Genomic DNA, 19,658 nt, shown 5'->3' with positions numbered 1-19,658 from the left:
CCGGCAGTGCGGGGAGTTGTATGCGGCATTTCGAACATCTGCCCGTCGAGGTGCGCGCCAGCCTCTTCCACCGGGAGCCCGGTGAATTCAGCGTGGACTCGCCCGCCCGGACGCTGGCCGTCGCCCTCGGCGCCACCCTGTACTGCCCGGCGACCCGGCCCCGGCTGGCCGACGACATCGTCAAACAGGCAGGTCGTGGCGTGGTCTCCATGGTGCTGTGCCTGGAGGACTCCATCGACGACGCCGAGGTGGCGGGCGCGGAGGAGAACCTCGTACGGCAGCTCGCGGAGCTGTCCGGGCGCGGCCCGGGAATCTCGCTGCCGCTGCTCTTCATCCGGGTCCGCACCCCCGAGCAGATCGTCGATCTCGTCTCCCGGCTCGGTGCGGGCGTGCGGCTGCTGTCCGGATTCGTACTGCCGAAATTCACCGAGGAGCGTGGCCGGGCCTTCCTCGAGGCGCTGATGTCGGCCGAAACCGCCCAGGTGGCCGAGGAGTTGGGCGGACGGCGGCTGTTCGCGATGCCGGTCCTCGAATCGCCCGAGCTGATGCACCGCGAAACGCGCACCGACAGCCTCAGCGGCATCAGCCGGATTGTCGACAAGTACCGGGAGCGGGTGCTGGCGCTGCGCCTCGGGGTCACCGATCTGTGCTCGGCGTACGGGCTGCGCAGGGCGCCGGACATGACCGCCTACGACGTCCAACTGGTCGCGTCCGTGATCGCGGACGTGGTGAACATGCTGGGCCGGGCGGATGGCACGGGCTTCACGATCACCGGGCCGGTGTGGGAGTACTTCAAACCGCATGAGCGGATGTTCAAGCCGCAGCTGCGGATCAGCCCCTTCAGCAGCGGCCGCGCCGAGTCGCTGCGCACCGCGCTGATCGAGCACCACATGGACGGGCTGCTGCGCGAGATCGAGCTGGACCGGGCCAACGGCCTCCAGGGCAAGACCTGCATCCACCCCAGCCATGTGGCCCCGGTGCACGCGCTCTCCGTGGTCAGCCACGAGGAGTTCAGCGACGCGGTGGACATCCTCGAGCCGCAGCGCTGCGGGGGCGGTGTGCTGCGCTCCTCGTACACCAACAAAATGAACGAGGTGAAGCCGCACCGGGCCTGGGCCGAGCGGACCCTGCGACGCGCGGAGGTCTTCGGGGTGGCCCGGGAGGATGTGAGCTTCGTGGAGCTGCTGGCGGCGAGCCTACGGCCGTAGAGCGAACCGGGCCGGCGAGGGCCGACGAGGGCCGGCGCGGGCCGGGCCGGGTCGGGTCGGCCCGGGTCAGCCCGGGCCGGGGACGAGGGACGAGGGACGATGGAAACGAGGCGCAGGGCGGCGTGAGCGTGGACAACGTGTGGTCGGGACAGTGGGTCGCGGACCGGCTGGGAGTACGGCTGGCCGGGGGTGGGGCCGGGGACGGGGCCGGGGCAGCCGGGACCGGGGGCGGGGACGGCGATGGCCTTGGCGCCGTGGGCGGCCGGGGCCGCCAGGGCGCGGACGGTGGCCGGAACGGTGACAGTGGCCTGTACGGCGACGGCGGCGGGAATGCCCACGGCGGTCGGGACGGCGACGGCGGTCGGGACGGCGGCGGCGGACCGTACGCCGATGGTGGGCGGGACGACGACAGCGGCCGGAGCGGCGGCGGACCGAACGGCGACGGCGGCCGGAATGCCCACGGCGGCGGGGACGGCGACGGCGGTCGGAGCGGCGATGGCGGTCGGAGCGGCGACGGCGGACCGAACGGCGACGGCGGTGGGAACGCTCACGGTGGCGCGGAGCTGCGTGAGCTGCTGGGGCTGGCCCTGCGGCGCAACCCCAAGCGGGCGCATCTGCTGGTCTCCAACGTGCTCGGCAAGCACGTTCCGCAGCGCCCCGCCACCGTCCACGGCGCGGGCGTACGGCTCGGCCGCCGGGTACGCGAGCTGCTGGGCGACGAGGCGGCGGCGCGCGCGGTGGTGCTCGGGTACGCGGAGACCGCCACCGGCCTTGGCCACAGCGTGGCCGACGGGCTCGCCCTCGCCCCCTACCTCCACTCCACCCGCCGCCCGGTCCCGGGCGTCGCCACGGTGGGCGGCTTCGAGGAGGAGCACAGCCACGCCACCTCCCATCTGCTGCTCCCCGAGGACCCCGGGTTCCTGGCTTCGACGGGCCCGCTGGTCCTCGTGGACGACGAGTTCTCCACCGGCCGTACGGTCCTCAACACCATCGCCGCCCTCCACCGCCGCTTCCCCCGCGACCACTATGTGGTGGTGGCCCTGGTGGACATGCGCTCGCCGGAGGACCGCGCCCGCCTGGACGCCTTCGCGGCGGACCTCGGCGCCCGCGTCGACCTGGTCGCCGCCGCGGCCGGAGCGGTGCACCTGCCCGACGACGTCCTGGAGCGCGGCGCGGCGCTGGTGGCCGCGCACGAGGCGGCCGCCGGGACCCGTGAGGGCGCGACCGCCCCTGCGGGGCCCCCGGCGGGCCCGGCGCCCACCCGCGTGGACCTCGGCTGGCCCGAAGGGCTCCCGGACGGCGGCCGCCACGGCTTCACCCCCACCCACCGCGCCTGCCTGGAAGCGGCCCTCCCCGCCATGGCAACCCGCCTCGCGGCGGCGCTGAGGGAAACACCGGACACCTCTGCGGCACCGACCGATACCGTGCTGGCCGATGCCGCGTCGGCTGGTACCGCACCCGCCGGTACCGCATCCGCCGGTACCGCGCCGACCGGTACCGCACCGGACGATGCCGCGACGGCGGCGCCCGCGGGACACACCGCGCCGGACCCGGACCACCTGGCCGCAGCAGCTGCACCAGCCGCGCCAGACGTACCGGCCTCGCCGGACGCCCCGGCCGCGCCTGCCGACGACCCGGCGGCGACCCCGCGCCGGGCCGCGCCCACCCCGGGCGGGCCGGGCGGTGCCCCGGGGGCGCCAGGCGACGCCCCGGACGGGCCGGGCGGCGCCCTGGGCGGGCCAGACGCACCGGCCTCGCCGGACGTACCGGCCGCGCCTGCTGACGACCTGGCGGCAGCCCAATGCCGGGCCGCTTCTGCCCGGGGGGGGTAGGGGGGCGACGCGGCCGGGCCCGGCCGCGCCCCAGGCGGTCCCCGCGTCGGTGGCGCCCCCACCCCACCCCGCCCCCTCCGTCGCGTCCTCGTCCTCGGGTTCGAGGAGCTGATGTACGCGCCGCTGCGGATCGCGGAGGCGCTGGACGAGGCCCTCGACGGCGTCGAGGTGCGGTATTCGACGACCACCCGCTCGCCCGTGCTGGCCGTCGACGACCCCGGGTACGCCATCAGGACCCGGCTGACCTTCCCCGCGCACGACGACCCCGCCGACGGCCCCGGCCCCCGCTACGCGTACAACGTGGCGCCCGGCGCCGACCCCGCCCGCCGCTTCGACGCCATCCTCGCCGTCGTCGACTCGGCCGCCGACACGCCCGCGCTGCATGCCCCCGACGGGCTGCTCGCCGGTTTGAGCGCGCACACGGACCGGCTGGTGCTGGCCGTGGTGCCGTCCTACCGCCCCCAGACCCCACCCACCCCCCGCACCACCCGCACCGTCCCCGAACGACAGGCACCGCCCATGCACCAACCGTCCTACGAGCCCCTGCGCGGGCCGGACTTCTCGTCCTACGCCCCCGAAGAGGTGGGCTGGCTGCTCCAGGACTTCTCCCACGTCACCCTTGAGGCGCCCACCGAGGAGCGGGAGGAGGCGATCCAGAGCGGGGGCGCGCACTACGCCGAGTCGCTGCCCGTGGAGTACCAGCCGAACGAGCGCTACCAGGAGCTGTTCCGGGCCGCCCTCGACACCTCCGCCGCCCGGATCGCCCGCGCGGTCGGCGCGGTCACCGAGACCGTGCTGGCCGAGCGCTCCCCGCGCCCCGTCCTCGTCTCGCTCGCCCGTGCCGGCACCCCCGTCGGCGTGCTGATGCGCCGCTGGGCGCGCCACACCCACGGGCTGGACCTCCCGCACTACGCGATCTCCATCGTGCGCGGCCGCGGCATCGACACCGCCGCGCTGCGCTGGCTGGCGGACCACCACGACCCCTCCGACGTCGTCTTCGTCGACGGCTGGACCGGTAAGGGCGCCATCACCCGCGAGCTGTCGGACGCCCTCGCCCCGTACCCGGACTTCGACCCGCGGATCGCGGTCCTCGCCGACCCCGGCCGCTGTGTGGACACCTACGGCACCCGGGACGACTTCCTCGTCCCCTCCGCGTGCCTCAACTCGACCGTCTCCGGGCTGATATCGCGCACCGTGCTCCGCGCCGACCTCGTCGGCCCGAACGACTTCCACGGCGCGAAGTACTACCGCGAACTCGCCGGCGCGGACGTCTCCGAGCACTTCCTGGACACCGTCTCGGCCCGCTTCGCCGAGGTCGCCGAGGACGCCCTGGCCGACGCCGGGCGGCTCGCGGCCACCGACCGCACCCCCACCTGGGAGGGCTGGGCCGCGGTCGAGCGGATCAGCCAGGAGTACGGCATCCACGACGTCAACCTGGTCAAGCCGGGCGTCGGCGAGACCACCCGGGTGCTGCTGCGTCGCGTCCCGTGGAAGATCCTCGCCCAGCGCGGCGCGGGCGCTGACCTGGACCATGTGCGGCTGCTCGCCGAGCAGCGCGGAGTGCCGGTCGAGGAGGCCGACGACCTCCCGTACACCTGCGTCGGGCTGATCCACCCGCGCTACACCCGGGGCGCCACCGGGGCCGACGGAAGGACGGTCGGCACGGCTGCCGGCACGACGGCCGACGAGACGGCCGACAAGGCGAACACCGCGAACACGGCGAACACGGCGGGCAAGGCCGCCGGCAGACACGAGAGAACGGTGGCGGCACGATGAGCGTTCTGGTGGCAAGCGACCTCGACCGCACCCTGATCTACTCCGCGGCCGCGCTCGGCCTCGAGATGCCGGACGCCGAGGCCCCGCGGCTGCTGTGCGTAGAGACGTACGAGGGCAAGCCGCTGTCGTACCTGACCGAGACCGCCGCCGGGCTGCTCGCCGAGCTGGTCCGCACCTCCGTCTTCGTCCCCACGACCACCCGTACCGTCGAGCAGTACCGCCGCATCCGCCTCCCCGGCCCCGCCTCCCGCTTCGCGATCTGCGCCAACGGCGGCCAGCTGCTGGTCAACGGCGAGCCCGACGCCGACTGGCACCAGCGGGTGCGCGGCGCTCTCGACGACGGATGCGCCCCCCTTGAAGAGGTGCGCGCCCACCTCAGCGCCACCGCCGACCCCGCCTGGCTGCTCAAGGAGCGGGTGGCCGAGGAGCTGTTCGCCTATCTCGTGGTGAGGCGGGAACTGCTGCCCGAGGGGTACGTCAAGGAGCTCACCCAGTGGGCCGACCCGCGCGGCTGGACGGTCTCCCTCCAGGGCCGCAAGATCTACGCCGTGCCCAAGCCGCTCACCAAGAGCGCGGCCGTGGCCGAGATCAAGAGCCGCACCGGAGCCGACGAGGTGCTCGCCGCGGGCGATTCGCTGCTCGACACCGATCTGCTGCTCGCGGCCGACCGTGCCTGGCGTCCCGGCCATGGCGAACTGGCCGACATCGGCTGGTCGGCACCCCAGCTGACCGTGGTCGAGGAGAAGGGCGTCGCGGCGGGCGAGGCCATCGTCCGCGCCCTGGGCGAGCGCTCCTCCGTTACCTGGGCGCGTGCCCGCAGCCAGATCATCCGCGCTGTCTCCCGCGGCCGGGACTGATCGGTCGGCCGGGACTGATCAGCTGGCCGGGACTGACCAGTCGGCCCGATACCGGCCGGAACCGAGATCATGCCGCGGAAGATCGGCGCCGGGCGGCCGAAGCAGACCGCCTCGGTGCCGTGACGCCCGGACCAGCGCTCGGTCCGGCCGATATCGGCGGGCCCCGACCAGCGGCAGCCACTCCGCGATCGCGACGGTCGTACGCCGTCTGGAAAGCTGAAGCCGAACGGAATGCGACGGACCAGACCGGACCGGACCGGAACCGGTCGGGGAGCCGAAGAGCTGAAGAGCCGAAGAGCCGAGGAGCCGAAAGGGAGGCCGCGATGGCCGAGAGCAAGAGCACACCGATCACGGCCGAGCTGTACGACTACGTCCTGCGGCACAACCCGCCGCTCGACCCGGTCCTGCGCGAGCTCGTCGAGGTCACCCACCGCAACCTCCCCGGCCACGCCGGGATGCAGTCCGCCGAGGAGCAGGCCCCGCTGCTGGCCTTCCTGGTCCGGCTGATCGGCGCCCGCCACATCGTGGAGGTCGGCACCTTCACCGGCTTCTCCGCGCTGGCCATGGCCCAGGCGCTGCCCGCCGACGGCCGGCTGATCGCCTGCGATGTGTCGGAGGAGTGGACGGCGTACGGGCGGAAGGCGTGGGCCAAGGCGGGCGTCGAGGACCGTATCGACCTGCGGATCGCGCCCGCGCTGGACACGCTGCGCGCGATGCCCGCCGAGCCCCATATCGATCTCGCCTACCTCGACGCGGACAAGCAGAACTACATCCCGTACTGGGAGGAGCTGGTCCCGCGGATGAACCCGGGCGGTCTGATCGTCGCGGACAACGTCTTCTACCACGCGCAGGTCATGGAGGCGGCGCCGTCGCCCGGGGGCGCCGCGATCCAGGCGTTCAACGACCATGTGGCGGCGGACGCCCGGATGGAGGCGGTCATGCTCACCGTCGCCGACGGTCTGACGCTCGCGCGCCGGGTCAGCTGAGCCGCCGGTCGCGCCGGTCGCGGATCCGCCGCCGGACCCGGGCCCAGCGCCCAGTGGGCTTGGGGCGACCGGCGGGCGTGGCCCGCTCGGCGGGCCGGGCTTGCTCCCCGCCCCCGGGCTGATCCAGCTTGCCCCACTTGCCGGGCGGCTGACCGGACCGTTCAAGCGGCCCACCGCCGGCCCCACCCGGCCCACCGCCGGCCCCACCCGGCCCACCGCCGGCCCCACCCGGCCCACCGCCGGCCCCACCCGGCCCACCGGGGGCTCCCGGCCCACCCGGGGTGCCCGGGGCCGCCGGGACCTCGGGCGTGAGCGGGGCGCCGGGCGGGACGGCCGTACCGCCCCGTTCGGCGGCGCGCTCCCGCGCCGCGACCAGCTCCCGCGCGTGGGCGGCCTCGCGCTCGGCCTGCTCGGGATGGCGGGTCACCCAGTACGGATTGTCGTGCGGCAGCCCGCCGCTGACCCGTCCGTACATCCCGAACCACATCAGCAGCAGCCCCACCACAAAGCTGAACAGCACGTTCTGCATCCGGAACGCCAGGAAGTTGTACGGGGTCTCCAGCAGCGCCAGATTGACGAACCCGCTCAGCAGGAAGAGCAGCCCGAGCACCATGTTGAGCGACGAGGCGAAGTTGCCGCCGATGAGCATGCCGAAGAACAGCAGCAGCCCGATGACGATGGAGAGCACGCTCAGCGTGCCGTTGGTGTTGAGCCCGGCGACCGTGTTGCTGCCGGTGTCGAAGAAGCCGACCCGGTGGATCAGGCCCAGGATGCCGAAGGCCACGAGCACCAGCCCCATGAGCCCGGCGCCGACGCGATAGACCTTGCTGAGCCGGTGATCGACGGGCAGAGCCTCATCGAGCGTGGTGTGCGCGCCGATCCGCTCCGGGAAGTGCCGTGCGACTCCGGCGGGATGAGGACCGATGGGGGAGGGGCGGCCCGTAGCCATCTCCGGCCTCCTTGCTGCTGGCGCCGGACCTCGGCCGCGCGCTCTTGGCGGTCGGGGCCGTACCCGTGGACCGCCACGTCACCGGCGCGCGGCGGCGTGCACGACGTGCATGCGCACAACCGGAGGCGCGGCACGGGTACGCATCTCCAGGATCCGCCCCGGCCCCCCAGGGCTCAACCGCAGCAGCCGCCCCCGCAGCAGCCGCCACCGCCACCGCCGGACGGGGGCCGGGCCGGGGAAGCGGAGGACGACGAGGACGCGGCACCGGTGACGGCCACGGTGGACAGCAGCTTCACCGTGTCGCCGTGCCCGTCCGGGCAGGCCGCGGGAGCGGAGGACTCGGCCATGGGCCGGTTCAGCTCGAAGGTGGTGCCGCAGGCGCGGCAGCGGTACTCATAGCGAGGCATGGCAGGAGCATAACCACCGAACCGCAGGTCAGCCCCCCGAACGAACCCGGAACCCCTGAACCCTGCGAACGAACCCCGGAACCCCGGAACCCTGCGAACGAACCCGGAACCCCAGTACCCCAGTACTCCTGAACCCCGGAACCCCGGAACCCCGGAACCCCTGAACCCTGGGCGGGCTCAATGCCCCCCGCCCCGCTCGTCCCGGATCTCCTGGACGACCCGGCCGACGGTCTGCCGTACGGCCTCGGTCTCGGAGAGGAAGTGCCACCAGTCCGGATGCCGCCCCTCGAGACCCGCGATGGCCCGGTCGAGGCGCTCCACGGCGTCGTCCAGCGGGCGCGCGTGGCGCGGATCGGGGGTGCTGCGCCCGGCCATGGCCAGCCGCTGCGCGTCGCGGATCGCGAACCGGGTGCGCTCGATCTCCTTCTGCTGGTCGTACGACACCTCGTCCAGCCGCCGCAGCCGGTCCCCGGCCGCCGAGACGGCCTCGTCCGTACTGTTCAGCAGCGCCCGTACGGTGGCCAGCAGCGCGGTGGCATCCGGCCAGCGCTGCTCCTCGCGCGCCGACTGCGCCTCCTTGAGCTTCTCCTCGGCCTGCGCCACATCCCGCGCCGCCTGCGCGGGGACGGGCTGGAGATCCTGCCAGCAGGCCGCGGTGTAGCGGCGGCGCAGTTCGCTGAGGACGGGCTCGACCCCGGCGGCCCGGGTGGTGATCGCCTGGGCGCGGGTGCGCAGCGACACCAGCCGCTTGTCGATCTCCGCGGCCCGCTCCGGCAGCCGCTCGGCCTCCCCGCGCACCGCCTCGGCCCTGCGCAGCACATCGTCGGCGCGCCGCAGGGTCTCCTGCACACCGTGCTGTCCGGCCCCCTGGTTGAGCTTGGTCAGCTCGGGCGACAGCGCCGCCAGCCGGGCCGCCAGATCGTCCGCCCGCAGCCCCGACGCACGCACCGCGTCCAGCGCGTTACTCGCCGCGAGCAGCGCCTGCCGCGCCCGCTCCACCGCCGGCGCGAGCCGCGCCAGCCGGGTCTCGGCCTGCTCGAGCAGCGCCCCCAGCCCCTGCCCGAACCGGTCCAGATCCGCCTTCGTGCGCTCCAGCGCGTCCTTCGCCCTGGTCAGCTCGGCGCGGGCCCGGGAGGCCGCCGCCGCGTCCAGATCGTCCCGGTCCAGATCATGGGCGTCCACCGCCGTGATGTAGTCCTGGCTGACCTGGTCGATCCGCCCCGCCAGCGCCGAGAAGTCGGCCGCCGTCCGGCGCGCGGCGGGCGAATCGTCCACGGCGGTGATCGTCTCGATGGAGATCCGCAGATCCCGCTGCGCGGTGTCCAGCTCATAGAACGCCGCCGCCGCGGCATCCTTCGCCGCCTGCGCCTCCGCCCGCTGACTCTCCCCCCGCCCCCCGAACCACCGCCGCCCCCCACCCCCACCGGCGAACGACAACGACCCCACCGCGACCAGCAACGGCACGGGCAGCAACACCAGCCCGAGCACGGAGGGACCACGCGACGGCCGCGACGGCCGCGACCGACGCACACTGACGAGCCGGGCAAAAGCGACGACCGGGGCAACACGGTCGGCCGGACGACGCGGACGGCGCGCTGGACGCGCAGACTCTGCTGATGACGCCGCCACTGCCCGCTCCCGATGGATCGCCCGGTCCGAATGTCATTCTCCCACCCGACACTGACGAGCACAGCGCTCGGTTCGGTTCGCGATCTGCGGACTTCTCCACCCGAGCCCACCCCCTCCGCGGCCCCTTCCCCACAATTGCGGCACCACCCCGGAAACCCTGTAGGCTGACAGCTCCCCTGGGGCGCATAGCTCAGCGGTAGAGCGCTGCCCTTACAAGGCAGATGTCGGCGGTTCGAACCCGTCTGCGCCCACCAGCGAAAAGACCCCCAGCCGATCCCGGTTGGGGGTCTTTGACATCCGCAGATGACATCAACGTCGGCGGCGGCCGAGCATCCGATCCATGTGGGCGATCGCTTCCCGCTTCAGCGCGTCCGGCACGTGGGTGTAGACATCCATCGTGACACTGATCTTGCTGTGGCCCAGGATCTCCATGGCGACGCGGGGATGCACGTTGCCCGTCGCGAGCAGGGTAGCGGCACCGTGGCGAGCGTCGTGCACCCGGATGCGGGGCACACCCGCCTTGGCACTCAGCCGGTGGAACGACCGAAGAACGTTGCTGCCCTCGATGGAGCGTCCCGTCCGGGTGGTGAACACGAGGTCCGTCCCGTGCCAGTCGGCCCCTGCCTTGACCCGCATGGCGTGCTGCCGCATGCGCTGCCACCGAAGCGGCGCGATGCACAGCACGGGCAGGGGGAGCGTCCTCTTGCGGCGGTTCTTGGTGTCGGCCTCGTAGTTCTCGCCCCGGACCCGCTGACGCTGCTTGCGCACGGTGAGTGTCCGGCCGTCGAAGTCGATGTCCTGCCACCGCAGGCCGACGAGTTCCCCGCGCCGTAGCCCGAGTCCGATGGCCAGCATGAAGGCCGCGTAGAGCGGGTCACGGCGTGCGGTGAGGATGAACGCAAGCGTCTCTTCCAGCGTCCACAACTGACCCTCGTAGGGGTCCACCTTCGGCGCCTCAACTAGCGTCACCACGTTGCGCGTGATCAGCTCTTCGCGACACGCTGCCGACAACGCCGACCGCAGCACCTTGTGCGACTCCTTGGCGGTGGCCGACGAGGACGCGGCAGCGATCGTCTTCAGGGCTGTCCGTACGTCCCGCACGCTCAGCCGCTCCAGGCTCTTCTTCCCGAGCTGGGGCACCAAGTAGCGCCGCACGTGGGTCTCATACTTCGCCCAAGTGGTCCGAGAGCGGCGAGGCTTGATGATGTGCTCCAGCCAGTACGGCAACCACTCACTCAGCTTGGCTGACCGTGTCGGCACGGCGATGCCGCCGTCTACCTTGGCCAGCAACACACGGCGCTTGGCGTCGCATTCGGCCCAGGTCTTGCCGTACGCGAACTTGCGTGCCCGGGTGCCGTCCGGTTGGAGCACGTACACAGCGGCCTGGTAGCGGCCGTCTTTGCGCTTGGTGATGGTTCCGGCCCCGTTGGGGTTGCGCTTGCGCTGAGCGGCCATCAGGCAGCCTCCTCGAGCCTGTTGGCGATGAAGCCGCGTACGGCGCTGGCGGGGATGCGCCGGGCCCGGTCGATGGTGATCGAGGGGAGTCGGCGGGAGCGGATCAGGTCGTAGACCTTGGAGCGGCCGAGCCGGAGGCGGATCATCACTTCGGGCACGGTGAGCAGGTCTTCGGTGTCGGCGGTCATGCGGTGTCCCCCTCCTGGGCTTGTAGGTCTGACAGGGCTTGGCGGGCGGTTTCGCGGGCGTCGGCGATGTCGCGGCGGATGTTGGCGGCGAGCCAGGTTTCGCCGGGGGTGTGGCCGTGGCCGGCGTAGGTCCAGTGGGCGACGACGAGGGTGGTTGCCTCGGGGTGGTCGTCGAGGTCGGGCAAGCCGCGTTCGCGGCGCTCTTGGGCAGCGCGGTAGTCGGCGCGGGCCTGTCGGAGTGCGCCGAGGGTGGTGGAGTAGCGGCGGGATTTGGTGGAGAAGTGGCCCCGGAAGCCGAGCATGTGGGCCCAGTCGAGGAGCTTGCGGTCCGGGTAGACCTTGTGCAGGTCCATGCATGCCTCGATCAGCCGGCGGGGGTGGTCGGGCACCTCGAGCAGGATGAGGGCTTCCTTGTTGCCGACGCGGCGGTCCACGGTTCCGGTGGTCTCGGCTGCTTTTGTGGCGTACTTGGCCACGTACGAGGCCACGGCCTGTTCGGTGATCTCTTCACCGTTGCCGAAGGCGCCGATGGGCTGGACGTCGAGTTGGGTTCCCCAGCGCAGGATGCGGGCGGGATGCTCGCCGGCCGGGGGCACCTCGACGACGACGCGGGCGGCGGCTGCGTGGATGGCGTCGGTGAGCAGGCCGATGCCGGCCCAGTGCGGGGGCGGAGTGTCGGGCCCGTCCGGTCCGTCGAATCGGATCACGGCGTGGAAGTGGACGGCGCCGCGTTTTTGGTATTCGGCAACCTTGCCGAAGGAGAGCCGGGATTGCTCACGGGCGGCTTTCTGGGTGAGCCCGGCTCGCTTGGCGATCTCGCGGCGCAGGTAGATGGTGAAGTAGCGCCACAGGTCGGAGGCGTGGTTGTTCCACAGCACGGCGCCTGTGTAGTCGTAGGTGCCGGGGTCGATGGCGGTGCCGAGTTCGGGGGCGTCTTCGGGGTGGTGGGTGCCGCATCGGCAGGGCCGGTTGCCGGGGCGGTTGTGGACGGGGCCGAAGCTGGGTGCGGTGAGGGTGGCGAAGACCCGCGGGTGGTCGCGGATGGTGTCGGGGGTGCCTTTGGTGGGGTCGCCGACGAGTCCGGCGCGGATGAGGTGGTAGGTGTCGCCGGCGTAGGTCCAGGCGCAGGCCGGGCAGCGGGATGCGCGGCGGTTGCCGCAAGCGATGCGCAGTCGTCCCCCCGGTTCGGTGTCGGTGCTGTAGTGGTGTAGGACCGTGCCGGTGGTGGAGTCGAGGGTCTTGGTGGAGCCGGCGAGGTGGATCGGGTCGGAGCAACCCCCGGTACGACGGATCTGGTCTTGGATGCGGTCGAGGTCCGGGGACCCGGCCAGCCTCAGCAGATCGTTGAGGGTGGCCGGGTCCAGACCCGCCATGGTGGCGGCATCGGTCACACGAACACCTCCTGCCGAGCGGTCAGGAAGGCGGTGCCGCCGGAGCAGGAGAACAGATCCAGGACCCGCGAGCCGGCGGGGGCAGTGACGTTCACTGGTTGCCCCCCTTGTTGTGGGCGGGGCCGTGGTTGGCCTCCCAGCCCTGGACCAGACGGAGCACCTGGGCATCGCCGGTGGCGGTGGCGGTGGCGCCGCAATGGCAGACGGCTGACCCTTGGGCGGGGGCGGACGGTGAGGGCTTGCTGACGTGCAGGCCCGGGGTGCTCGGGGTGGGGGTCAGGTCAGTCACGGCGATCACTTCCCGGCCCGGGTGAGGGTGGTGCGGGCGGGGGTGGCGGTGCCGGTGCCCTTGCAGCCGGGGCAGGTGACGCGGATGGTGACGCGGGAGCCGTCGAGGTGCCGACCACCGGCGGTGACGGCGACGACGGGGAAGCCGCCACAGGCCGGGCAGGGGCGCGTGTGGGCATGGGTGTGCTGCATGATGGTGATTCCCTTTCGGGTCCGGTGGATCTGGAAGGTGGCGAGGCGCCCGGGACGGGACTGTTTGGCGACGGAGCCGTCCCGGGGGCCGGTTAGCGGCGGCGGCCGCGCCGGGGCTTGGAGTAGCCCGGCGGGATGGCCTCATACGTGGTCTTGCCGTGCTCGAAGGACGCGGCGTCGGTGTCGCCGTTGGACTGCTCGGCGAACTGCCGGGCGATCCGGCGCACGGTCTTGCGGTCGCCGTGCCGTTTGGCGTTGGCGTACTCCCGGCCCAGCTCGGCCATGGCGGGGTTGGCCGGGGCCTCTTCCTTCTTGCTGGAGAGCAGATCGCGGAGTCCCATGGCTTATCGGCCCTTCTTGGCGAGGCGGATCGTGACGCCGGCGCCGCCCACGGTGGGGACGGCGGCAGCGGCGGCGGCCATGGCCATCTGGAAGGTGATGGCGGCGACGATGATGACGACGACGATGCCGCTGGTGATCGTGATGGTGAGCAGGATCGGCCCGGCGTAGGAGCGGGCGGGGGCCTGGACGACAACCACGTTGCGCGGGTCGACACCGGGCGGGATCAGGTGCGCGGGGCGGTGCCCGGCCCTGAGCTGTGCGTCGGGGTGCCGCATCGGGGGTCACCTCCTTTCTGTGGTCAGGTGCAGCGGTGGGTGCGGGCGGCGAGTTCGGCGGCGGTGCGGTCGGGGTAGTCGGCCGAGAAGCCGCAGCCGGGAGCGGTGCAGGCGGCGGTGTGCTTGACCTGGCCCCGGTAGGTGTTGTGGGTGCCGACCTGGACAGGACCGACGCGGATCACGTCGCGGAAGCGGTGCGGACGCACGGATGGGTTTTCCTTTCAGGTGAGTTGGGCGGCGATGACCTCGGCCATCTGGGCCGGGACGTTCAGTCGGGTGCGCAAGGTGTCGGTGTCGATCGGGGCGCCAGTGGTGGCGCGGTGGGTGTCGGCGATCTTGCGTGCGAGCTCGATCAGGGCCGGGGGCACCTGCACGGCGGGCGCCTTGGGGGCCGGTGCGGGCAGTTCGGGGGCGGGCTCCGGAGTGCGATCCACGGTGATGTCAGGGGCCGGTTCCGGATCGGACGACACCGCCGGGACGGGATCGGGAGCCGGGGTGCCGGCGGGTGCGGGGGTGTGGGCCAGGAGGGTGCCCCCGAGGAAGGCCAGCGCGGGCCAGCCGGCGACGATGATGCGCAGCACGGCCGGGATGTGGTTCATGTCCAGCAGTCCGGCGGTGGCGATGTTCGCCCCCAGCGACGCGGCGAGCGCGATGATGAACCAGCACCAGGCAGCACGGGCAGAGTCGGCACCAGCAGCCCGCAGGGCGCGCATCCGGCGCCATGCCGCGACGAGCAGCAGGTCAACCGAGACGGGGTAGGCCCAGGCTTTCCAGCCGTGCTGTCCGGCCGCTTCGGCCAAGTCATGCAGGTGAGCGAAGGACAGCGCGCCCGCGATGAGGGCTTGAATCAGTACCGGGTCGAGTCGGAGCGAGCGGAACATGGTGGTCACCTCCTTTCGGGTGTCGGGCCGAGGGCCGGGCGGAATGCGGTGGGCAGCCGCCCGGCGCCGGCGCGGTGTTCAGGACGAAGAGGCGAGGCCGGAGCCGAAGCAGTCGGGGCAGAGCCCGGTCTGGTACTGGCCGGTCTTCCGGCGACCACGGCCGACGCGGACCTCAGTGGCGACCTCGCCGGACCCCTTACAGGTGGAGCACTTGGCCGGGGCCGTGGTCTTCTTGGTGGTGCGGCGGGCGGTGGTGGTCTTCCGTGCGGCCATGACGATCACTCCCGTGTTTCAGGCATGGCGGTGGTAGGGACCTGACGCGATGCGGTCGCGCCGACCGTGGTGCGAGGGGGTATTACTCGGTGACCGGCTTGGGCTTGACCAGCGACGGAGTATCCGTCGAGCCGGAGATGGCCGGTGCTACCGGGCGCCAGGCGGCGATCGCGGGGATATCCGGGGTCAGGTGCGCGAACTGGCGGCAGACGGCAGCGACTTCACTGATGCTGATCTCGGGGGTGCGGATGCGGGACCAGCCGCCGGAGGTGTCGCCGGCCACGGCCACGCCGGGGCGGTCCGGCGGAATCGTGGTCGCGACCGACACCGCTTCCGGTGCGATGTCGCCCAGGCCCATCTCTGCTGTCTGCTTGTCGTTGACACGGTGGACCACACGGCCGGTGAGCTGCGCGCGGAGCATGGTGGCGCCCCTGCCCAGCTCGGAACCGAAGCGCTGCCCGCAGATCTCCAGGTAGATGCCGACCGCCCGGCAGAGCTGAGCGATGCGAATCAACTGAGTGACCATACGATCCCGGCGCTCTTCGTCCTTCCTCGTGGCGACCATGAACAGCTCGGCCACCTCATCAATCAGGACCACGATCGGGACCGGGCGCTTGTCCGCGGGGAGTCCCCAGATGTCGGAGGTGATCTCCGCGTCCGGGGTGCCAGCGGTGATGCCCTGGTGTTCCTTGAGCAGGTCGAAGCGGTCTTCCATCTCGCCCACGAGGGCATCAACCAGGCCCGATGCTTCCTCCGGGTTCGTGGCCAGCGCCGACAGACGCGGGGCGTACGGGGCTTGCTCGACACCGCGTTTGCAGTCGATCCCCACCAGCGCGACCGGGCGTTCGGCGAGTCCCTTGATCAGGTTGCGCTGGTGCATGGACTTGCCCGACTGGTTCGCTCCGAGGATGAGCCCGTTCGGTATCGCCCGGTAGTCCCGGAAGAACACCGCCCCATCCTCCCGACGCGCCACCGGGATCACCATCGGACGACGCGGTACCCGGCGCGGCATCTTCACCCGACGCAGTACGTCGTAGCCGGTCATGCGCAGCTCCACCGTGCCGGGCTTGCCCTCCACCACGTGCACGGCGTGGACACCCCAGGCGTGGCGCAGCCGGTTGGAGGCGGCGGCGATGTCGGCCGGTTCCATGCCGGCGGGCAGTCGCAGCGTCACCCGCAACCCGGTCGAGGTCGAGCGGACCCGGCGGACCTTCGGCGGCACCGGCTGAGCCTCACGGCTACAAGTGACCGTGCGGGAGAGGAAGGCGCGGAGCCGGGACGGGGCGACCGTCAGGCCGCACACGTCCATCGTGGTGCGGTAGGTGAACGCGAACCGCGTGCGGACGATCGGCATCCCCACCAGCGACCAGTAGACCGCCGGCGCCTTGGCACGGGCGTACCCCAGACCCCCAGCAGCCCCGGCCAGCGGGGTGCCGATCTCCAGCAGCGTCACCAGGTCCGACACGACTCAGGCCCCCGGGGTGATCGCGACCGCGCGGAACGCGATGCCGTGACGGGTCTCACCGTTGAAGGTGTTCTCCCAGTCCCGCGCCCGCAGGTCGGTCACCGACACCGGCGTACCCGGGGTCAACCCCTCCGGGATGCCCGTCTCGGGCACGGACACCTGGTAGAGGTTCCCCTCACCCTCGTCGGAGATGAGCAGACCCACGGTCATCATCTTCGCGCCCGTCTGGTTGTCCACGGCGATCTCACCGGTCTTCTTGTTCTTCATCTTGTGCGTCGGCGCGGTCGCGACGAACACCACAGCGGTCGAAGTGTCGATCTTGAAGGACGGCATTCATACTCCCTGTCTTGCAGCATCGGAACAGCCCAAAGAAGGGCCCTCACTCAGCCGCTGTCCTAGGACTGCGGCCGAACAAGTAAGACGATGGCACGCAGTCCTAGGACTGTCAACAGTCCTGGGACTATGTTTGACTGGGTCTGTCGAGAGGAGTTCTAAATGGCACCCAAATGGCGAGAGCTGGCAGACAGGCTGGCCGAGCGAATCAGGAGCGGCGAGTACGCACCGGGCCAGCAGCTCCCGCACATCAGGGAGCTCGTTGAGGCAGGTGAAGGATCGAAGTCCACGGTCCACGCGGCCTACAAAGCCCTTGAGGCCGAAGGCTTGGTTACTTCATCGCGAGGTCACGGCACCGTCGTACGCCAGCAAACCCCGCTCAAGCGACTCGGCATCGCTCGATACGACAAGGCCAAGTGGCGCGATGGCGACGAGGTGGCATTTATCGCGGACCGCGTGGCCACTGGGCGCGCCTACCGCCGTGGCGAGCAGACCCAGACCGTCAGCCGCGTTGAGGCATCACCAGCAGTGGCGGCCGCGCACGGCTTGCCCATCGGGGCGCCAGTGTACGCGCGGGCGCGGCTCGTGAAGGAAGGCGAGCAGCCGACGCACACGCTGACCAGCTATTACCGGCCGGAGCACGTCGAGGGCACCCGATTGGTGGACCCGAGTCCAGGCCCGGCCGGACGGGGCGGCGGCTTCCGGGTGCTGTATGACGCGGGGTACGAGATCGACCACATGAAGGAAGAGATCTTTGCCCGCGTCCCCACGTCGGATGAGGTGAAGCTGCTCCAGTTGCCACCGGGGGAACCCGTTGTCGAGCTGCATCGAACGACCTATACGGCTGACGGTACCGTGGTCGAATTCGCCATTGGCGTGCATTCCGCGTCGCGGTTCGCCTGGGAGTACGACTTCAAGGTGCCTGACTCCACAGCCCAGAAGACCGATGAAGGAGCCCCCGGTGCCAAGTGAAGGAAACGACGAGTGATCTCGGCCCAGGCATGGAAAGACACGCGGCTCGTCTGGGACTACCACCAGATGCATCACGCTCCGAAGCCCTGTTCGGTCGCGATCGGCCTAGGTAGCCATGACCTTGGCGTAGCCGATACCGCCGTGAGCCTGTACGAGCGCGGCATGGCTCCGCTCCTCGTGTTCACGGGGGCCACCAGTCCGACCACTCGGGAGCGCATGCCGCGAGGGGAGGCAGTCCACTACCGAGAGCGAGCGCTTGCGCTTGGGGTCCCCAGCTCGGCCGTGCTTCTGGAGCCTCACGCAAGGAACACCGGTGAGAACATCCGGTTCTCGAAGGCGCTGCTTGAAGAATCCAGCGCCGACGTCTCTTCCATACTGCTGATCAGCAAGCCGTATGAGGAACGACGGTCGTACGCCACAGCGCGCAAACTCTGGCCCGAAGTCGAGATCGTCAGTGCGTCCAGTCCGATGACGCTGGACGAGTACGTTGACTCCATCGGTGACGCCCGTTTGGTGATCGACATGTTGGTGGGGGCGCTACAGCGACTGCTGATCTATCCAGGGCAGGGCCTCATGATCAGCCAGCAGGTGCCAGACGATGTGATCGAGGCGTACGAGCGGCTGTGCCGACATGGATTCACGAGTCGCCTTCTGCTCGATGACCAAGGTCAGGCTTTGAGCCAGACACGGCGGTGACGGGCCACGGCGTACACCTGTTCCACCTGTTCGGGGGTGAGCTTGCCGGTGAGAGGACCAAGGGCCGACACCTCTCGCTCTTGATAGATCCGCACGGTGAACTGCGTGGCGGCACGGCGCAAGGACTCGACACCGACGAAGACTAGAACCGGCTCCACAGCCACGGCGAAGTCGCAATACCGCCCCAGCACCCCTCGTACGTACTGGGCTTCCGCCTTGCTTGCAGCGGCATAGGGCTGTGGCTGTCCACCATTGACTCTGGCCATGGTGTCGCCAACCCAGACCGAGGCGCCCCGGTGAGCCTTGGTGTTGATGTTGAACACACCTCCGGGGCCGATCAGTAAGTGATCGATGTCGCCGCCGTTGCTCTTTTCGATGCCGTGAAGAACTCGCCAGCCGAGCGGGGACAGGCGTGCCAACTCTCGACCGACCCGACGCTCTCCCTCAAGCCCGGTGTACCAGCTGTCCCACTCCGAGGACTGCCGCAGGACCTTCGCCCATAGCCGCTGGGCTGTGGATGGGCCCCGCTCAGCAATCATCCCAAGGAGGCTGGCGCCGGGACGGTTCCTCGCCAGATCCTCACCTGGGGAGAGGGGCGGCAGGGAGACTGGCCGTTCCACGCGGCGTCTCGGAGCCGAATGATCGGGTTGTCGAACGGGTAGCGCAGGACTCGCTATTGGGGCACTGGAAGGTATGGAGTCAACCGTGATCCCGTCACCAAGGTGTCGCCGGAGCAGGGCTAACGCCTCATCCCGATACTTCTGTACCTTGATCGTCACAACCTTCGTCGCTCGGTCTGCCCATGCGACTGCTGTGCCGTCCGGGAGGTTGACGTAGAGCCGATCTTTGCCGTGTCGCTTCCACGGATTCACCGTGAGATCGCTCATTGATCGCTCCGCCCCCTATGCGCGCTGTCCCACAGATATGCCAGCAGCCGAAGGCTAGATCGACAAGACCGCATCACCAGGGCGAGCTGTTACAGGTTTCTCTACCTCATCAAGGCCCCCGGCTGCGCTCCGCTTCGCCGGGCGCGCTCCCGGCTCCCGGTCGCGCTCTGCTCCTGCCTCCGGCCCGCGCCGCGCACCGTCCGCCGACGCGCGCCCACGGGCGGGGAGGCCGGGGGCCGAGTGTTGAGACCTGATCGGCCAGCCTCAGGCCAGAGACGATGCCTCCGGCGGGGGCGCTCGGGGTCCGGGATGGCGGGGGCTCCGTCTGCGCCCGCAGGTCCATCGTGGCGTACGCGGGAGCTCCCATCCCGTCACC

The 19,658-nt window shown here is 71.2% G+C and carries 21 protein-coding genes, 1 tRNA gene and 1 pseudogene; 7 read left to right on the top strand and 16 right to left on the bottom strand.

Features of this window, described 5'->3' with window-relative positions; all coding sequences use genetic code 11:
* Window positions 1-20 precede the first annotated feature (20 nt).
* From ACT2CW_RS40735 to ACT2CW_RS40720, 4 genes and pseudogenes are all read left to right on the top strand, one after another.
* On the top strand, window positions 21-1,208 hold the full coding sequence (locus tag ACT2CW_RS40735; protein ID WP_445520243.1) for an HpcH/HpaI aldolase/citrate lyase family protein: 1,188 nt from the start codon (window positions 21-23) through the stop codon (window positions 1,206-1,208).
* A gap of 563 nt (window positions 1,209-1,771) precedes the next feature.
* A pseudogene (locus tag ACT2CW_RS40730) lies at window positions 1,772-4,699 on the top strand (phosphoribosyltransferase); the annotation flags it as partial.
* A gap of 113 nt (window positions 4,700-4,812) precedes the next feature.
* Window positions 4,813-5,673 (top strand): HAD family hydrolase, encoded by an 861-nt coding sequence (locus ACT2CW_RS40725; protein ID WP_138915869.1) that lies wholly within the window; start codon window positions 4,813-4,815, stop codon window positions 5,671-5,673.
* Between the two features lie 323 nt (window positions 5,674-5,996).
* On the top strand, window positions 5,997-6,659 hold the full coding sequence (locus ACT2CW_RS40720; RefSeq protein WP_138915870.1) for an O-methyltransferase: 663 nt from the start codon (window positions 5,997-5,999) through the stop codon (window positions 6,657-6,659).
* On the opposite strand, the gene ACT2CW_RS40715 is transcribed toward ACT2CW_RS40720, so the two are convergent.
* The 3 genes from ACT2CW_RS40715 to ACT2CW_RS40705 form a co-directional block, all read right to left on the bottom strand.
* Window positions 6,652-7,608, bottom strand: coding sequence for a DUF4383 domain-containing protein (locus ACT2CW_RS40715; RefSeq protein ID WP_445520242.1), 957 nt, complete (start codon window positions 7,606-7,608; stop codon window positions 6,652-6,654). The two genes, ACT2CW_RS40720 and ACT2CW_RS40715, sit on opposite strands and share 8 nt — an antisense overlap.
* A gap of 173 nt (window positions 7,609-7,781) precedes the next feature.
* Window positions 7,782-8,015, bottom strand: a complete 234-nt coding sequence (locus ACT2CW_RS40710; RefSeq protein WP_445520241.1) for an FmdB family zinc ribbon protein — start codon at window positions 8,013-8,015, stop codon at window positions 7,782-7,784.
* A gap of 177 nt (window positions 8,016-8,192) precedes the next feature.
* Entirely contained in the window at window positions 8,193-9,545 is a 1,353-nt protein-coding gene (locus tag ACT2CW_RS40705; protein WP_445520240.1) for a hypothetical protein, read from the bottom strand.
* Between the two features lie 278 nt (window positions 9,546-9,823).
* On the opposite strand from ACT2CW_RS40705, the gene ACT2CW_RS40700 reads away from it, so the two are divergent.
* Window positions 9,824-9,898 (top strand) — tRNA-Val (locus tag ACT2CW_RS40700).
* A 55-nt stretch (window positions 9,899-9,953) separates the two neighbouring features.
* Here ACT2CW_RS40700 and ACT2CW_RS40695 read toward each other — a convergent pair.
* The 12 genes from ACT2CW_RS40695 to ACT2CW_RS40640 form a co-directional block, all read right to left on the bottom strand.
* On the bottom strand, window positions 9,954-11,099 hold the full coding sequence (locus ACT2CW_RS40695) for a site-specific integrase (protein ID WP_445520239.1): 1,146 nt from the start codon (window positions 11,097-11,099) through the stop codon (window positions 9,954-9,956).
* On the bottom strand, window positions 11,099-11,287 hold the full coding sequence (locus ACT2CW_RS40690) for a helix-turn-helix domain-containing protein (RefSeq protein ID WP_232639523.1): 189 nt from the start codon (window positions 11,285-11,287) through the stop codon (window positions 11,099-11,101). Before ACT2CW_RS40690 ends, ACT2CW_RS40695 begins: the two co-directional genes overlap by 1 nt.
* Window positions 11,284-12,678, bottom strand: coding sequence for a replication initiator protein RepSA (gene repSA, locus ACT2CW_RS40685; protein WP_445520238.1), 1,395 nt, complete (start codon window positions 12,676-12,678; stop codon window positions 11,284-11,286). Before repSA ends, ACT2CW_RS40690 begins: the two co-directional genes overlap by 4 nt.
* A 91-nt stretch (window positions 12,679-12,769) precedes the next feature.
* Window positions 12,770-12,967 carry a hypothetical protein gene (locus tag ACT2CW_RS40680; RefSeq protein WP_445520237.1) on the bottom strand — a complete coding sequence of 66 codons (198 nt, stop codon included), beginning with the start codon at window positions 12,965-12,967 and terminating at the stop codon, window positions 12,770-12,772.
* Window positions 12,968-12,972: 5 nt separating this feature from the next.
* Window positions 12,973-13,158 (bottom strand): hypothetical protein, encoded by a 186-nt coding sequence (locus ACT2CW_RS40675; RefSeq protein ID WP_445520236.1) that lies wholly within the window; start codon window positions 13,156-13,158, stop codon window positions 12,973-12,975.
* A 92-nt stretch (window positions 13,159-13,250) separates the two neighbouring features.
* Window positions 13,251-13,499, bottom strand: a complete 249-nt coding sequence (locus ACT2CW_RS40670) for a hypothetical protein (RefSeq protein ID WP_445520235.1) — start codon at window positions 13,497-13,499, stop codon at window positions 13,251-13,253.
* A gap of 3 nt (window positions 13,500-13,502) precedes the next feature.
* Window positions 13,503-13,775, bottom strand: a complete 273-nt coding sequence (locus ACT2CW_RS40665) for a hypothetical protein (protein ID WP_445520234.1) — start codon at window positions 13,773-13,775, stop codon at window positions 13,503-13,505.
* Window positions 13,776-13,798: 23 nt separating this feature from the next.
* Entirely contained in the window at window positions 13,799-13,981 is a 183-nt protein-coding gene (locus ACT2CW_RS40660) for a mobile element transfer protein (protein ID WP_445520233.1), read from the bottom strand.
* A 15-nt stretch (window positions 13,982-13,996) separates the two neighbouring features.
* Entirely contained in the window at window positions 13,997-14,656 is a 660-nt protein-coding gene (locus ACT2CW_RS40655; RefSeq protein WP_445520232.1) for a DUF2637 domain-containing protein, read from the bottom strand.
* Between the two features lie 78 nt (window positions 14,657-14,734).
* Window positions 14,735-14,929: a hypothetical protein gene (locus ACT2CW_RS40650; protein WP_445520231.1), complete on the bottom strand. Its 195-nt coding sequence runs from the start codon at window positions 14,927-14,929 to the stop codon at window positions 14,735-14,737.
* A gap of 82 nt (window positions 14,930-15,011) precedes the next feature.
* Window positions 15,012-16,394: an FtsK/SpoIIIE domain-containing protein gene (locus ACT2CW_RS40645; protein ID WP_445520230.1), complete on the bottom strand. Its 1,383-nt coding sequence runs from the start codon at window positions 16,392-16,394 to the stop codon at window positions 15,012-15,014.
* A 3-nt stretch (window positions 16,395-16,397) separates the two neighbouring features.
* Window positions 16,398-16,727 carry an SCO3933 family regulatory protein gene (locus tag ACT2CW_RS40640; RefSeq protein WP_359534582.1) on the bottom strand — a complete coding sequence of 110 codons (330 nt, stop codon included), beginning with the start codon at window positions 16,725-16,727 and terminating at the stop codon, window positions 16,398-16,400.
* 162 nt (window positions 16,728-16,889) lie between these two features.
* Between ACT2CW_RS40640 and ACT2CW_RS40635 the strand changes: the two genes are divergently transcribed.
* Window positions 16,890-17,699 carry a GntR family transcriptional regulator gene (locus ACT2CW_RS40635; RefSeq protein WP_445520229.1) on the top strand — a complete coding sequence of 270 codons (810 nt, stop codon included), beginning with the start codon at window positions 16,890-16,892 and terminating at the stop codon, window positions 17,697-17,699.
* A 12-nt stretch (window positions 17,700-17,711) separates the two neighbouring features.
* Complete coding sequence (locus ACT2CW_RS40630; protein ID WP_445520228.1) at window positions 17,712-18,395, top strand: YdcF family protein; 684 nt, start codon at window positions 17,712-17,714, stop codon at window positions 18,393-18,395.
* Here the strand turns inward: ACT2CW_RS40630 and ACT2CW_RS40625 are convergent.
* Entirely contained in the window at window positions 18,368-18,934 is a 567-nt protein-coding gene (locus tag ACT2CW_RS40625) for a nuclease-related domain-containing protein (protein ID WP_445520227.1), read from the bottom strand. The two genes, ACT2CW_RS40630 and ACT2CW_RS40625, sit on opposite strands and share 28 nt — an antisense overlap.
* Window positions 18,935-19,658: the final 724 nt, after the last annotated feature.

It is taken from the genome of Streptomyces sp. NEAU-174, assembly GCF_052665095.1.
The sequence above is the reverse complement of the archived record's forward strand: the minus strand, read 5'-3'. Positions and strand labels throughout refer to the sequence as shown.

What these genes read in the sequence shown, in the direction of transcription:
- ACT2CW_RS40710 (WP_445520241.1), bottom strand. Translation starts at nt 8,015, where the DNA reads ATGCCTCGCTATGAGTACCGCTGCCGCGCCTGCGGCACCACCTTCGAG.
- ACT2CW_RS40625 (WP_445520227.1), bottom strand. Translation starts at nt 18,934, where the DNA reads ATGATTGCTGAGCGGGGCCCATCCACAGCCCAGCGGCTATGGGCGAAG.
- ACT2CW_RS40690 (WP_232639523.1), bottom strand. Translation starts at nt 11,287, where the DNA reads ATGACCGCCGACACCGAAGACCTGCTCACCGTGCCCGAAGTGATGATC.
- ACT2CW_RS40635 (WP_445520229.1), top strand. Translation starts at nt 16,890, where the DNA reads ATGGCACCCAAATGGCGAGAGCTGGCAGACAGGCTGGCCGAGCGAATC.
- ACT2CW_RS40655 (WP_445520232.1), bottom strand. Translation starts at nt 14,656, where the DNA reads ATGTTCCGCTCGCTCCGACTCGACCCGGTACTGATTCAAGCCCTCATC.
- ACT2CW_RS40720 (WP_138915870.1), top strand. Translation starts at nt 5,997, where the DNA reads ATGGCCGAGAGCAAGAGCACACCGATCACGGCCGAGCTGTACGACTAC.
- ACT2CW_RS40650 (WP_445520231.1), bottom strand. Translation starts at nt 14,929, where the DNA reads ATGGCCGCACGGAAGACCACCACCGCCCGCCGCACCACCAAGAAGACC.
- ACT2CW_RS40715 (WP_445520242.1), bottom strand. Translation starts at nt 7,608, where the DNA reads ATGGCTACGGGCCGCCCCTCCCCCATCGGTCCTCATCCCGCCGGAGTC.
- ACT2CW_RS40665 (WP_445520234.1), bottom strand. Translation starts at nt 13,775, where the DNA reads ATGCGGCACCCCGACGCACAGCTCAGGGCCGGGCACCGCCCCGCGCAC.
- ACT2CW_RS40670 (WP_445520235.1), bottom strand. Translation starts at nt 13,499, where the DNA reads ATGGGACTCCGCGATCTGCTCTCCAGCAAGAAGGAAGAGGCCCCGGCC.
- ACT2CW_RS40640 (WP_359534582.1), bottom strand. Translation starts at nt 16,727, where the DNA reads ATGCCGTCCTTCAAGATCGACACTTCGACCGCTGTGGTGTTCGTCGCG.
- ACT2CW_RS40725 (WP_138915869.1), top strand. Translation starts at nt 4,813, where the DNA reads ATGAGCGTTCTGGTGGCAAGCGACCTCGACCGCACCCTGATCTACTCC.
- ACT2CW_RS40675 (WP_445520236.1), bottom strand. Translation starts at nt 13,158, where the DNA reads ATGCAGCACACCCATGCCCACACGCGCCCCTGCCCGGCCTGTGGCGGC.
- ACT2CW_RS40695 (WP_445520239.1), bottom strand. Translation starts at nt 11,099, where the DNA reads ATGGCCGCTCAGCGCAAGCGCAACCCCAACGGGGCCGGAACCATCACC.
- ACT2CW_RS40735 (WP_445520243.1), top strand. Translation starts at nt 21, where the DNA reads ATGCGGCATTTCGAACATCTGCCCGTCGAGGTGCGCGCCAGCCTCTTC.